This window comes from Rhodococcoides fascians A25f (assembly GCF_000760935.2).
GTDB lineage: Bacteria > Actinomycetota > Actinomycetes > Mycobacteriales > Mycobacteriaceae > Rhodococcoides.
In genome coordinates this window covers 884,912-897,710 of sequence record NZ_CP049744.1, presented here as the reverse complement: position 1 = coordinate 897,710, position 12,799 = coordinate 884,912, and the positions used below count along the sequence as shown (strand labels likewise).

Below are 12,799 nucleotides of genomic sequence, written 5' to 3'. Positions count from 1 at the left end.
ATCGGCCGCGCTCGGCAGGCTGTGGACCTGCCGGGCCCGGCGGGGGGCTAGATAGCCGCTTGCTGCTGGCGCTGGGTCTCGAAGAATTCGGACCAGGAGTCGACCTCGGGGTGCTGCTTGAGCAGCGCCCGACGCTGGCGTTCCGTCATGCCGCCCCACACGCCGAACTCCACTCGGTTGTCGAGTGCATCCGCACCGCACTGCATCAGCACCGGGCAGTGGCGGCAGATCGTCGCGGCCTTGCGCTGCGCTGCGCCGCGGACGAAGAGCTGATCCGGGTCCGTGCCCTTGCAGCGGGCGTGCGACACCCAGGCGATGCGTGCTTCTGCTTCTTCTACATCGAGTCGCGTCGGCGCGGTTGTCGTATGCATGCGGATACCCCTTTGCGTGTCGGTCGTCCTCGCTGGACGTCCCGGAGGCTCCAAGGAAGTTTGTACCTCGCTGGCGAAGCACAAATTCTAAGAGCTGCCCCACAATCATTATCAAGTGTTACGTGAATCACACCGTGCTCATAATTTAGGTAAAGCGAGCCGCGAATGCAAGACGGCGAGGTCACATTTCTGGTACGGCCGTCCCGAGCAGGGGCGCAGCACACAGCGCATGCGGGCCTGATGCCGGTCGGAGCAGTACCCACGTACGCTGTGCTCTGTGTCAGTCGGAAAAACCGTGGCGAAGCTCGCCGGATGTTCAGCACTCGCCGGTGCGTTGCTCGCCGGCGTGATGTTCCCCATGGCCGGAGGATTCGGGTACGCCTCGAACCGAGCCGCCGATACCGTCGACAACGTGTCGGCCGAGTTGGTCGAGGGAGCAGTACCTGCCGTCTCGACGATGACGGACGTCAACGGAACGCCCATCGCCTGGCTGTACGAGCAGCGCCGTTTCGAGGTACCGAGCGACAAGATCTCCAACGAGATGAAGCTCGCCATCGTCTCGATCGAGGATCGCCGCTTCGCCGAACACCGAGGTGTGGACTGGCAGGGCACGCTGCGCGCGTTTCTGACCAACACCACCAGCGGCCAGGTGGAGCAGGGCGCGTCCACCATCGATCAGCAGTACGTGAAGAACTACCAACTGCTGGTGGTGGCCAAGACCGACGCCGAGCGTCGTGCCGCGATCGAGACGACACCCGCCCGCAAGATCCGCGAGATCCGGATGGCGCTGACTCTCGACAAAGAGCTCACCAAGGACGAGATCCTCACCCGCTATCTCAACCTGGTGCCGTTCGGTAACGCGTCCTTCGGCATCCAGGACGCGGCCCAGACCTACTTCGGCATCGACGCCAGCCAGCTCAGCGCCGTCCAGGCCGCGATGCTCGCCGGAATGGTGCAGTCCAGCTCGGCCCTCAACCCGTACACCAACGAGGAGGGCGTGCTCGAGCGCCGGAACACCGTGCTCGACACGATGATTCAAAACCTGCCCGAGCGTGCTGCAGAACTGACGGCCCTCAAGTCCGAGCCGCTCGGTGTACTGCCGGTTCCCCAGACCCTGCCCCGCGGATGCATCGCGGCAGGTGACCGCGGATTCTTCTGCGACTACGCATTGCAGTACCTCGCCCAGGCCGGAATCAGCCAGGAGCAGATCGACAAGGGCGGGTACCTCATCCGCACGACGCTCGACCCCGCGGTGCAGAACTCCACCAAGGCCGCGCTGGTCGAGAACACCAGCCCGAACCTCGACGGCGTCGCCACTGTCATGAACGTCGTCGCACCCGGGCAGGACCAACACCGAGTTCTCGCGATGGGCAGCAGCCGCACCTACGGCCTCAACGCCGACGACGACGAGACCGTGCAGCCGCAACCGCACTCCCTCGTCGGCAACGGAGCGGGCTCGATCTTCAAGATCTTCACCACGGCCGCAGCCATGGAGCGTGGACTGGGCACCAGCGCAACGCTGCAGGTTCCCAAGCGCGTGGAGGTCAAGGGAGTCGGCGACGGCGGTGCCAGAAACTGCCCCGCTTCCACGTACTGCGTGGAGAACGCGGGCAACTACCCACCCGCGCTGTCCATCACCGACGCACTGGCTCAGTCCCCCAACACCGCGTTCGTCAAGCTGATCGAGTCGGTAGGCGTCACGCCGACGGTCGATATGGCTGTCCGCCTCGGCCTGCGCTCGTACACCGACCCGGGTTCGTCGGGCACCGACCAGTCGATGGCCGATTTCCAGAAGAGTCAGAACCTGGGCTCGTTCACCCTCGGACCGACCTGGGTCAACCCGCTGGAACTGTCCAACGTGGCTGCCACGCTCGCCTCCGGCGGCAAATGGTGCCCGCCCACCCCGATCGATTCGATCTTCGACCGCGACGGGAAGCCCGTTCCGGTCGCGCACCAGGCCTGCGAGCAGGTCGTCGAGCCCGGCTTGGCGAACACCCTTGCCAACGCGATGAGCAAGGACGACCAGGCAGGCGGCACGTCCGCGTCCGCCGCCGCATCCGCCGGCTGGAACCTGCCGATGTCCGGTAAGACAGGTACCACGGAGTCGAACCGATCCTCGGGCTTCCTCGGGTTCACCAACAACTACGCCGCCGCCGTGTACACCTACGGTGATTCGCCGACGCCCAGCGAGATCTGCTCGTTCCCGCTGCGGCCATGCGGCTCGGGCAATCTGTACGGCGGTAACGAGCCGGCGCGGACGTGGTTCGATGCCATGACCCCGATCGCCAACAACTACGGGCCCGTCGCATTGCCACCCGTCGACCAGAAGTACGTCCGTGGCTCCGCAAACGGTCAGGTTCCCGATGTCACCGGGCAGAGCCAGTCGTCTGCGACGTCCACACTGCAGGGTGCGGGCTTCCAGGTGACCGCGGTGACGACGGCCGACCAGGCTGCACGCGGCACCGTGGTGTCGACCTCACCGTCGGGTTCGGCGGTACCGGGGTCGAACATCACGATCTACGTCAGCGACGGCTCGGTTCGACCGGCCCCGGCTCCGGCCCCTGCGCTGCCGAACATCCAGATACCGGAACTACCGCCGGGCATCCAGATTCCGGCGATCCCCGGTCTGACGGCTCCTCGCTAGTGCCTGCGGCAGTGGTGTGGTTGTGTGCCCCAGAGGGGACCTAACCGCACCACTGGGCGGAGCGCACTACAGGCGGTCTTTGACGGCCTTCGAAAGTCGCGATCCGTCGGCCTTACCCGCTGCGAGTCCCGACGCGATCTTCATGACCTGACCCATCTGCTTCATCGCCGGTCGCTCTCCGATGTCCTCGGCCACCTGCGCGATGGCGGTGTCGACGATGGTGGCCAGTTCCTCGTCGGTGAGCGGAGTGGGCAGGTATTCGTTGATGATCTGCGCCTCGGCATGCTCGTTCGCCGCAAGTTCGCCGCGGCCGTTCTGGGTGTAGATCTCGGCCGATTCGCCGCGCTTCTTCGCTTCCTTGGCAAGCACTTTCAGCACGTCGTCGTCGGTCAACTCGTGGGCCTCCTTACCGGAGACCTCCTCGGTCTGGATGGCGGCGAGAATCATGCGCAGCGTAGCCAGGCGGAGTTTGTCCTTCGCCTTCATCGCTGCGGTGAGGTCGGTACGGAGACGGGCCTTGAGTTCGGACATGGCGGAAACGCTACGCGGCGCAGTCGTCGGCTCGCACGTCCATATGCGGTTGCTGCCGTATCGTGGATGAGGTGTCCGCACAATTCAGTCCCTCGTTTCTCCGTACCTCGGCGCAACTGCGCACCGCCTCCACGCAACTGCGCACTGCTGCAGAACAGGCTCGCGATGCCGTCCGAGCAGCTCCGTTGAAGAGTTCCGTGATCGGGACTGCAGGCGCGGCAGCGTTGGGGCTCGGATACGCCACCCTCATCGAGCGCAATGCCTTCACTCTGCGCGAGACGTCCATGGCCGTGTTGGAGCCGGGTTCGGCGACTCTGCGGGTGCTGCACATCAGCGACCTGCACATGATGCCGGGCCAGCGGATGAAGCAGAACTGGCTGCGTGAGCTGGACCGGCTCGAGCCCGATCTGGTCGTCAATACCGGCGACAACCTCTCCCACCAGCGCGCGGTCCCCAGCGTGGTGCAGGCGCTGGGGCCGATGCTCGCCCGGCCGGGCCTGTTCGTGTTCGGCAGCAACGACTACTTCGCACCCAAGCCGAAGAACCCGTTCAAGTATTTCGACAAGAACCACAAGCGCACGACGGGTGAATCGCTGCCGTGGCGCGATCTACGGGCGGCGTTCTCCGAGCGCGGCTGGCTCGACGTCACTCACGTGCGTCGTGAGCTCGAGGTCGCCGGGGTACGCATCGCGGCTGCAGGCGTCGACGATCCCCACCTGAAGCGCGATCGATACGACACCATCGCGGGTCAGCCGAATCCCCTGGCCGACCTGCGCCTGGGCATCACGCATTCGCCGGAGCCGCGGGTGTTGGACAAGTTCGCTCAGGACGGTTACGACCTCGTGCTCGCCGGTCACACACACGGCGGTCAGCTATGCCTGCCGTTCTACGGCGCGCTGGTGACCAACTGCGAGATCGACCGTTCGCGGGTCAAGGGCCCGTCCAAGTGGGGCGCGCACACCCAGCTGCACGTCTCCGCGGGAATCGGAACCTCGCCCTACGCACCCGCACGCTTCTGCTGCCGGCCCGAGGCCACCCTGATCACGCTGACTCCGGCCCCAAGAATGGGTCCGAAAAACGTCTCCGACGAGGGCGTTTCGCGTTCCGAGGCAGTCGTGAGTTAGACTTCTCCAGCGGTACACGGGGTGTGGCGCAGCTTGGTAGCGCGCTTCGTTCGGGACGAAGAGGTCGTGGGTTCGAATCCCGCCACCCCGACAGTTGGACCACCGAAAGGGACCCACTCGATTCGATCGAGTGGGTCCCTTTTCTTTGCCCTGTCGACGCTACTGTGAGTCGACTCTGCCGACCCCGAGCGAACGGACCTCACGACCATGCCGACCCCGACCCGCGTCCACGTCACCCACCGGTTCGTTTCTCCACCCGAGGTCGTGTTCGCGGCGCTGTCCGAGCACGAGAACCTCGGGCCCCTGTTCATGGCGAAGATCGACCGCGTGCGCGACGGCGATACGTCGCGCAACGGAGTCGGCTCCACCCGCAGCCTCAAGCTCGGGCCGATGCCCGCGTTCGAGGAAACCACCATCACGTCCGAGCCGAACTCGCTGATCGAGTACCGCATCACCAAGGGTGGTCCACTACGCGGCCACTGGGGCGTGCAGAAGTTCACCCCCACCACCGACGGCGGCACCGAACTCGACTACACGATCGGATTCGACGCGCCCGTCCCCGGGCTCGCCGCGATCGTCGGCAAGGCCTTGACGTCGAGCATCTCGAAGAATCTGTCGCGCCTGGCCCCGTAGAGGTACGGGCGGCGTCATCCTCGAGTATGACGATCTCGATACTCTCGTGCGACGACTCTCCATGATCGACGCGCCAGAGTCGGGGTATGGACATCGTCAGAACTCACAGCCTCGGCAAGCGCTACGACACGCATACCGTCGTCGACGACGTGAACCTTCGCATTCCCGAGGGCTGCGTCTACGGCTTTCTCGGTCCGAACGGATCGGGCAAGTCGACGACCATGAAAATGCTGCTGTCCCTGATTCGACCGACATCGGGTGAGGTGGAGATCCTGGGCAGGCCTATGAATCACGGCACCCGCCGCGAATTGCTCTCGCACATCGGATCACTCATCGAATCGCCACCCGGATACGGACATCTCACGGGTGCGGAGAACCTTCGTATCGTGCAACGCTCGCTCGGTCTGCACGCCGATCAGATCGAGCGGGCAGTGACCACCGTCGGTCTGCAGGAACACCTCGACAAGAAGGTGAAGAACTACTCGCTGGGAATGAAACAGCGCCTGGGCATCGCGATGGCACTCGCGCGCGAACCACAACTCCTGATCCTGGACGAGCCCACCAACGGCTTGGACCCGGCCGGCATCGAAGAGATCCGCGGCTTGCTCCGCCATCTCGCCGAACACGGTGTGACAGTGATGGTCTCGAGCCATTTGCTCGGCGAGATCGACAAGACGGCGAACATGCTCGGAATCCTGAGCCAGGGTCGCCTGATTTTCCAAGGCACCCGCGACGAGCTGTTCGCCGCCTCCACTCCGGACGTGCTCATCGACACCATCGATCCACAGTGCGCACGTTCGGTTCTGCAGCAACGCATTCCGTTTCGGATCGAGGAGCACACGCTGAGACTGTCCGGCATCGACGACCGGGGTACCGCACAGGTGGTGGCGGAACTCGTCGACGCAAACGCAGGCGTCTACGGCGTTCGGCGCGACGATCAGTCGCTCGAAGACGTATTCATGAATCTGACGAAGGGTGGCCGATTGTGACGACCGTACGCAACGAATTCGCCAAACTCAGGCACCTGCACATCGGCGCGATCGCCGCATTGCTGGTCGCCGCGATCGTGGGGTTGACCTTCGTCGGCGCTCTCACCGCGGCGACGTCCAACGATTCGGCCGCGGTGTCCTGGGCACTGCCACTGGCCGGGCTGTCCCTTGCCGTCCCCATCGCGTCGCCGCTGCTGATCGCAGTGATGGCCAGCCGCACAGTGGAAGTCGAGCACCAGTCCAACGGCTGGCTGCTGAACCAGACCACTGGAGCCGACCGCGGAGCCCTCGTTCGCGCGAAGCTCGTCTCCACGGGCCTAGTCGTCGGTGGAGCGACGGTGGCGGCCAGTGCTGCAGGTGTGTTTCTGGGGACCGTCATCGGAGTGACCCAACCGTTGCCTGCCGGTCTGTGGCTGGGCTACACGGCGGCGGCGGTGACGGCCAACCTCGTGGTACTCGCTCTGCACCTGCTGATCTCGGCGCGAGTGGACAACCAACTGGTCGCGCTGGGAATCGGCATCGTGGGTACCGTCATCGCGATCTGCGCCTCCGGATTCCCTTCCTGGGCAGCACACCTGACGCCGTGGGGGTACTACTCCTTGGCGTCCGCCGCCGACTACCGAGGCGAGCAGGTGGTGACACTGACCCCGTCCTACGCCAGCATCGTCGCCCTCGGCGTTGTCGGGGCAGTGTTGTTCTGGCTCATGACCGTTCGACTCGATCGACAGGAGGTACGAGCATGAATGCGTTCTCAGCGGAAATGATCAAGCTCAGGCGCTCGCAGGCATGGGCGGTCGTCGTTCTCCTCCCGCTGATCGTCGCGGGTGTCGGAACATTCAACACGATCGCGTCGGGCGCAGAGTTGGCAGAGGGATGGCGCACATTGTGGTTGCGCACAGTCGTGTTCTACGGCCTGTTCCCACTCGCACTCGGCGTTGCCGTACTGGCCTCGCTGGCGTGGAAATCCGAACACCGAGGAGGGAACTGGAATGCCCTGATGAGTGGGCCGGTTCCGTCGACGCGCATCGTGATCGCCAAGACGGCTGTGGTGGCAACGCTGACCGCGGTCATGAACATCGTCATGCTGGCAGCCGTCGTCGTTCTCGGCAAGGTGGTCTTCTCGCTCGACGGCATGCTTCCTTCCGAGCTCTTCGCGACCAGCGCACTCGTCGTGGTGGGGTCACTACCGGTGGCGGCTCTGCAATCCGGTCTGTCGATGGCGATCAGGTCGTTTGCGGTGCCGATTGCCATCGCGCTCGTCGGGGCCGGTATATCGGTGTTCCTCCTCACCGCCGAGCTGACCGAGGCAATCTTCGTGTTGCCCTATGCCCTGGCAACTCGCGCAACCCAACTGGCCTCCGGAACTTTCGGTGACTCGGGTTCGCTGACCACCGGAGCCGCGCTGTCGGTCCTGACGGCCACGGCACTGCTCACCGCCGTAGTCGTCGCACTGACCGGCTGGGCACTCGACCGCAAGGACATTCACGTTCAGTGATCGAACGAGCAAGACCCCGATCCACGGTGCCGGATCGGGGTCTTGGAGCAGTCAGGGTCAGCTGGACGCAGCGCGCAGCTTCTCCAACAGCGGGCCTGCGGCCTCGGCGAGGAACCGTTCTTGGGTTTCGTCGCCCACCTGCACGAGGGCGATGTCGGTGTACCCGGCCTCCCAGTACGGCTTCACGGCCTCGACGATGGCGTCCAGGTCGGGTCCACACGGAATCGTGTCGGCCACATCTTCTTTCCGCACGAACTTGGTGGCGCCGGCGAATCCCGCCGTCGTCGGCAGATCGGCGTTGACGGCCCAGCCACCGGCGAACCAGCGGAATCGATCGTGTGCGCGATCGATGGCAGCGTCCTTGTCCGGATCCCAGGAGATGGGGATCTGTCCGATGGAGCGCGCCGGTCCTTCGTGGTTGTCCGACCACGCCTTGACGAGATCGGCGTCGGGCTCGGTGGCGATGAGGTGATCGCCGTACTCGGCGAACCGCGCCACCGCCTTCTCACCACCGGCGGCGATGCCGATCGGCACGCCACCCTCGGGCAGGTCCCAGATCCGCGCGGAGTCGACGCGAAAGTGCTTGCCCTCGTATGTGACCAAGCCACCGGCGTGCAGTGCCCTGATGATCTCGAGTGCCTCGACGAACATGTCCTGCCGCTTGTCGATGGACGGCCATCCCTCACCCACGACGTGCTCGTTGAGGTTCTCCCCGCTGCCGAGGCCGAGGGTGAAGCGTCCGTCGGCCAGGATCTGCAGCGTGGCAGCCTTCTGCGCGACGACGGCCGGGTGGTACCTGATGATCGGGCACGTCACGTACGTCATCAGCTCGACGCGCTCGGTGGCCTGAGCCACCGCGCCCAGCGTCGTCCAGGCGTAGGGCGAGTGACCCATGGACGAGAGCCACGGTGAGTAGTGATCGCTGCTGACCTCGAAGTCGAAGCCGACCTTCTCGGCTCCGACGGCGTACTTCACCAGCTCCTTCGGGCCGCTCTGCTCGGTCATCAACGTGTATCCGAAATTGGTCATGATGTTCTCTCCTAAATTGTTGCGACGGAACCGGCGTCGACTCGGTAGTTCGATCCGTTGACGAAGGACGCGCGATCCGAACACAGGAACGTGATCACCGCGGCGACTTCCTCGGGCTCACCTCGACGTCCCAGCTCCATGTACGGACGCTCCTCGTCGAGGAAGCTCTCGATGGCACCGTCACGGTCGGTGCCCTTCTCCTCGGCGCGCTTGTCCATCATCGCGTCGGTCATCGGGGTGTGGATGAACGCGGGAGAGACGGCATTGACCAGCAATCCCTCCGACGCATAGCTGCGCGAGAGTCCCTTGGCGAGGGCCAACACGCCGGCTTTGGCTGCGCAGTAAGGCAATTCGTCGTCGTACGGCTGCACGGCGTCCTCGGAGGTCAGCAACACGACGCGTCCCCAACCACCACGTCGTAGCGCCGGCAGAAATGCCCGCAGTAGCCGGACGGGACCCATCAGGTCGATGTCGAGGGTGGACCGCCACCCCTCCTCGTCGATCTCGTGAAACAGCCCTTGCGCGCCCGTCACTCCCGAAGACTGGACGAGGATGTCGATGTCGCCCACGGCCCGCTGTGTCTGCGCCGCCAAATTTTCGACGGCCTCAGTGTCGGTCACGTCCGCAGCGAATGCGAACAACTGCCCATCGGGCGCTTCGAGCTGCGCTGCTGCGTCGTCGAGCGAGGTCTGATCCTTGTCGCTGATCACAACCCGAACACCCTCGGCCAGCAGCATTTTCGCGGTGTGCCAGCCGATACCGGAGTCCGCTCCGGTCACCAGTGCTGTCTTACCGTCGATTCCCAAATCCATGAAATCCCACCTTGTCCAAGAGAGTGCTGTCAGGCTGTGGCGTCATGCGAGCGCGCAATGGTCAGCGCCGCATTCACCAGGGCCAGGTGGCTCAAGCCCTGCGGGAAGTTACCCAGAAACGACCCATCCGAAGCATCGATCATTTCGCTGTACAACCCGACGTCGTTGGACAGCTCCACCAGCTCGTCCATCAGAGCTGTGGCCTCGTCGTCTCGGCCGACGCACGACAATGCCGACACCCGCCAGAAGGCGCAGGCCACGAACGTCGCTTCTTCCTGTGCGACTCCGCTGTAGCGATACATCAGCGGCCCGGCACCGAGCTCGTCGACGAGAGCATCGATGGTCGACGAGAGTCGTTCTCCACGATCGAAATCCATCTCGGCGGCCAGCAACACGGATGCGTCGAGTCCGTCGGCCCCCGGGTACGCGAGGTAGGCCTGCCGCTCGTCGGACCAGCATTCGGTTTCGATGTAGCTCCGAATGCATTCTTTCTCGGCTTTCCATCGATCCGGTATGCCCGGGATCTCCCCGGCTTCCGCCAGGTGCACGGCGCAGTCCAGCGCCTGCCAGCAACCGAGCTTGGAGCTGGTGTAGTGCTGCTCGTCCTCGAGCTCCCAGATTCCGGCGTCCTTGCGCTGCCACGAATCGCATGCCTCGTCCGCGATGGTGGCCAGCAGGCGACCGGTCTGCGCGTCGAGAATGTTCCCCGCGTCCACGTACTGCCGAATGATCGAGAACAGATCCCCGAAGATCATCAACTGCAGTTGATCCGCCGCGGCGTTACCGTTCACCACCGGCCCGATGCCTCGCCAGCCGGGCACGTCGGGCTGCTCGGTCCCGCCGGGCAATTCGCCGCCGAGGGTGTAGAAGACGTTGACCAAGGGATCGTTGGATCGGATGACTTTCAGCAGCCACGCCACCGCCGCATGGATCTCCTCACGAAGACCGAACCGCTGCAGGGCGCGAATCGTGTACGCGGCATCGCGAACCCACGCGTAGCGGTAGTCCCAGTTCTTGCCACCGGTACGGTTCTCGGGCAGTGATGTTGTCGCGGCGGCAGCAATGGCCCCGGACGGGCTGTGCAGCAACAACTTCAGTGCCAGCGCACTGCGAGCGACGTGCTCCGACCACGGGCCCTGGTAAGAGAACTCGTCCGACCACACACGCCAATTGGCGATGGTCCGGTCGATTCCCTCGTCGAGGTGCTGCGGATCCGGCAGCGGCAGCGGTTCGTTCTCGGTTCCCACCACACCGAGTACGTGCCGAGAGCCCGGGTGAGTGGTGAAGACACCGCTGATGTCGCGGTCCGCGAGCTGCACGTCCTCTATGCCCAATGTCCTTACCGCCAAAGTCAATCCATCGACGCGCAGGACGGTGCCGTGTTCGGTGTCGTACGCCCACGGCGAGGCGATCCCGAGCATGGTCCCCGGCGCGACCGCCCACGTCAGCTCGACACTGCCCTCGAGACCCTCGACGCGACGTGCCAACTCCACCCAGGGCAACCGTCCGGCCACGCCGGTGTTGAGCGAGTCGGTGATCCGCACGGCGCCGGAGTCGGTACGGAATGTGGAACTCAATACGTTGGTGCCGGGGACGAATTCACGCTCGACGGTGAATTCGTCCCGCGGCGCGAGTTCGATGTAGCCGCCGTGTGGCGCGTCCAGCAGCGCCGCGAACGGAGGCGGTGAATCGAGATTCGGAACCGGAAACCAATCGATGCGGCCGTCGTCGGCGATCATCGCCACGGTCCGGCCGTCGCCGATCGCACCGTAGCTCTCGATGGGGACGTAGCCGTCGACCCTGGGGTGCGGCTTACGGAACTCGCTCAAGCACTTGCCTTTTCGTCGGAGTAGATGGGGCTGGTCTCGATGTTGGCCAGCAGATCGGCGGGGTCGTCGAACACGGCTACCGCTCCCGCGTCGAGCAATTCGCTGCGCGAGATGCCACCGCTCAGCACACCGATGGCGCGTACTCCCGCACGTCCGGCCGCTTCGATGTCCCACACACTGTCGCCGACCATCACCGCACGCTCCGCCTGAACACCGGCACGCTCCAGCGCAACCGCGACGATGTCGGGTTCGGGCTTGGCCACCTCGGCGTCCTCACCGGACGTCACGACGGCAACCGAGTCCTCGACGTCGAGCAGATCACGCAGAGTCGAGAGCTCGCTCTCGGGGGCGGATGTGGCCAGCACAACGGTGAGTCCACGGGTATTCAAGTCCGCCAACAGTTCACGGGCACCCGGGAGCACTTCGAGATCGGACGAGGCATCGGCGTAGTACTCGCCGTGCAGCTTCTTCGCTTCCTGCGCCACCGCACTGTCGGACGACCCGACCAGCGCCTCCAACAACTTCGACCCGTCCATCCCGATGCTGCGATGAATACGCCACGACGGCACTTCGTGCCCGGCTTCACGAAACGCTCGCGACCAGGCGTCGACGTGCACGTAATTGGAATCGACGAGAGTTCCGTCGATGTCGAACAGAACAGCCCCGACGGTGGGGTTCGAGACACGCATGGTTCTCGGATACCCGGGGGTGGTGCACGCAAACAACAGGCCCCCCGCTGTGTGCGAGGGGCCTGTCGGGTGGAAAGAAACGTCAGCTGGCCTGCGCCTGCCACATCCAGTGCAACTGCTCGAGTCGCGCGGTGATGCCGATGAGCAGGTCCTGCGTCACCGGATCGGCCTCGCCGGTATCGGCGATGCGTCCGCGAAGGCGCTCGACGACGGCAGCGATGTTGTCGACAACGGCGGGCACGACCTCACTGTCCTGAGTCCACCCTGCACCGAAGCCCTTGGTGCCTGCGGTCGAAGACACGGTCGCTGCACGGCCGTCGGGGCTGACGCCGATAGCAGTGGCACGCTCGGCCGCCTGATCGGTGAACTCACGTGCAGCAGTGACCAATTCGTCGAGCTCGAGGTGCACGGAGCGGAAGTTCTTGCCGATCACGTTCCAGTGCGCCTGCTTCGCGATGAGCGAGAGGTCGATGAGATCGACCACGGTGCCCTGAAGCGCGTCGCCCGCAATCTTCTGCTGGCCTGCGTCGAGGGTGCTGGTGATGGGGTTCGTCATGATGTGGCCTCCCTGCCGTTGGACGACGGTATGCATCGCACACCATTATTGTTCTTTCGTCTGTACTACACAACGGCACGTGGACTCACGTTGTTCC

Annotated in this window: 13 protein-coding genes and 1 tRNA gene; 7 read left to right on the top strand and 7 right to left on the bottom strand. The window is 64.6% G+C overall.

Annotated elements, in window-relative coordinates:
* Positions 1 to 47: 47 nt before the first annotated feature.
* Positions 48 to 371: a WhiB family transcriptional regulator gene (locus BH93_RS04190; protein WP_008712729.1), complete on the bottom strand. Its 324-nt coding sequence runs from the start codon at positions 369 to 371 to the stop codon at positions 48 to 50.
* Between the two features lie 295 nt (positions 372 to 666).
* Here BH93_RS04190 and BH93_RS04185 point away from each other — a divergent pair, with 295 nt between their 5' ends.
* A complete protein-coding gene (locus BH93_RS04185) occupies positions 667 to 3,015 on the top strand; it encodes a penicillin-binding protein (protein ID WP_032380683.1) in 2,349 nt (782 codons plus the stop codon).
* Positions 3,016 to 3,081: 66 nt separating this feature from the next.
* Here BH93_RS04185 and BH93_RS04180 read toward each other — a convergent pair whose 3' ends face one another.
* On the bottom strand, positions 3,082 to 3,546 hold the full coding sequence (locus BH93_RS04180) for a GatB/YqeY domain-containing protein (RefSeq protein WP_037175998.1): 465 nt from the start codon (positions 3,544 to 3,546) through the stop codon (positions 3,082 to 3,084).
* 185 nt (positions 3,547 to 3,731) lie between these two features.
* On the opposite strand from BH93_RS04180, the gene BH93_RS04175 reads away from it, so the two are divergent.
* The 6 genes from BH93_RS04175 (at position 3,732) to BH93_RS04150 (ending at position 7,787) form a co-directional block, all read left to right on the top strand.
* A complete protein-coding gene (locus BH93_RS04175) occupies positions 3,732 to 4,670 on the top strand; it encodes a metallophosphoesterase (protein WP_032380682.1) in 939 nt (312 codons plus the stop codon).
* Between the two features lie 17 nt (positions 4,671 to 4,687).
* Positions 4,688 to 4,761, top strand: a tRNA-Pro gene (locus BH93_RS04170).
* Between the two features lie 116 nt (positions 4,762 to 4,877).
* On the top strand, positions 4,878 to 5,303 hold the full coding sequence (locus BH93_RS04165; protein WP_032380025.1) for an SRPBCC family protein: 426 nt from the start codon (positions 4,878 to 4,880) through the stop codon (positions 5,301 to 5,303).
* 86 nt (positions 5,304 to 5,389) lie between these two features.
* Positions 5,390 to 6,292: an ABC transporter ATP-binding protein gene (locus BH93_RS04160; RefSeq protein WP_037175995.1), complete on the top strand. Its 903-nt coding sequence runs from the start codon at positions 5,390 to 5,392 to the stop codon at positions 6,290 to 6,292.
* Positions 6,289 to 7,035: an ABC transporter permease gene (locus tag BH93_RS04155; protein WP_037175993.1), complete on the top strand. Its 747-nt coding sequence runs from the start codon at positions 6,289 to 6,291 to the stop codon at positions 7,033 to 7,035. Before BH93_RS04160 ends, BH93_RS04155 begins: the two co-directional genes overlap by 4 nt.
* A complete protein-coding gene (locus tag BH93_RS04150) occupies positions 7,032 to 7,787 on the top strand; it encodes an ABC transporter permease (protein ID WP_037175991.1) in 756 nt (251 codons plus the stop codon). The genes BH93_RS04155 and BH93_RS04150 overlap by 4 nt, the downstream gene beginning before the upstream one ends.
* Before the next feature lie 57 nt (positions 7,788 to 7,844).
* Here the strand turns inward: BH93_RS04150 and BH93_RS04145 are convergent, their stop codons facing one another.
* From BH93_RS04145 to BH93_RS04125, 5 genes are all read right to left on the bottom strand, one after another.
* Positions 7,845 to 8,816, bottom strand: a complete 972-nt coding sequence (locus BH93_RS04145) for an LLM class F420-dependent oxidoreductase (protein ID WP_027494506.1) — start codon at positions 8,814 to 8,816, stop codon at positions 7,845 to 7,847.
* A gap of 11 nt (positions 8,817 to 8,827) precedes the next feature.
* The gene (locus tag BH93_RS04140; protein WP_037175988.1) at positions 8,828 to 9,628 is read right to left on the bottom strand and encodes an SDR family NAD(P)-dependent oxidoreductase; all 801 of its coding nucleotides are present in this window, start codon (positions 9,626 to 9,628) and stop codon (positions 8,828 to 8,830) included.
* Positions 9,629 to 9,657: 29 nt separating this feature from the next.
* A complete protein-coding gene (locus tag BH93_RS04135; protein ID WP_037175985.1) occupies positions 9,658 to 11,457 on the bottom strand; it encodes a glycoside hydrolase family 15 protein in 1,800 nt (599 codons plus the stop codon).
* Positions 11,454 to 12,146 carry an HAD family hydrolase gene (locus BH93_RS04130; protein ID WP_037175983.1) on the bottom strand — a complete coding sequence of 231 codons (693 nt, stop codon included), beginning with the start codon at positions 12,144 to 12,146 and terminating at the stop codon, positions 11,454 to 11,456. The genes BH93_RS04135 and BH93_RS04130 overlap by 4 nt, the downstream gene beginning before the upstream one ends.
* 82 nt (positions 12,147 to 12,228) lie before the next feature.
* A complete protein-coding gene (locus tag BH93_RS04125) occupies positions 12,229 to 12,702 on the bottom strand; it encodes a Dps family protein (protein WP_032380678.1) in 474 nt (157 codons plus the stop codon).
* Positions 12,703 to 12,799 lie beyond the last annotated feature (97 nt).

Bases quoted from the DNA above. Each gene is read 5' to 3' on its own strand.
- BH93_RS04190 (WP_008712729.1), bottom strand. From the start codon at position 371: ATGCATACGACAACCGCGCCGACGCGACTCGATGTAGAAGAAGCAGAA.
- BH93_RS04180 (WP_037175998.1), bottom strand. From the start codon at position 3,546: ATGTCCGAACTCAAGGCCCGTCTCCGTACCGACCTCACCGCAGCGATG.
- BH93_RS04165 (WP_032380025.1), top strand. From the start codon at position 4,878: ATGCCGACCCCGACCCGCGTCCACGTCACCCACCGGTTCGTTTCTCCA.
- BH93_RS04160 (WP_037175995.1), top strand. From the start codon at position 5,390: ATGGACATCGTCAGAACTCACAGCCTCGGCAAGCGCTACGACACGCAT.
- BH93_RS04150 (WP_037175991.1), top strand. From the start codon at position 7,032: ATGAATGCGTTCTCAGCGGAAATGATCAAGCTCAGGCGCTCGCAGGCA.
- BH93_RS04145 (WP_027494506.1), bottom strand. From the start codon at position 8,816: ATGACCAATTTCGGATACACGTTGATGACCGAGCAGAGCGGCCCGAAG.
- BH93_RS04140 (WP_037175988.1), bottom strand. From the start codon at position 9,628: ATGGATTTGGGAATCGACGGTAAGACAGCACTGGTGACCGGAGCGGAC.
- BH93_RS04130 (WP_037175983.1), bottom strand. From the start codon at position 12,146: ATGCGTGTCTCGAACCCCACCGTCGGGGCTGTTCTGTTCGACATCGAC.
- BH93_RS04125 (WP_032380678.1), bottom strand. From the start codon at position 12,702: ATGACGAACCCCATCACCAGCACCCTCGACGCAGGCCAGCAGAAGATT.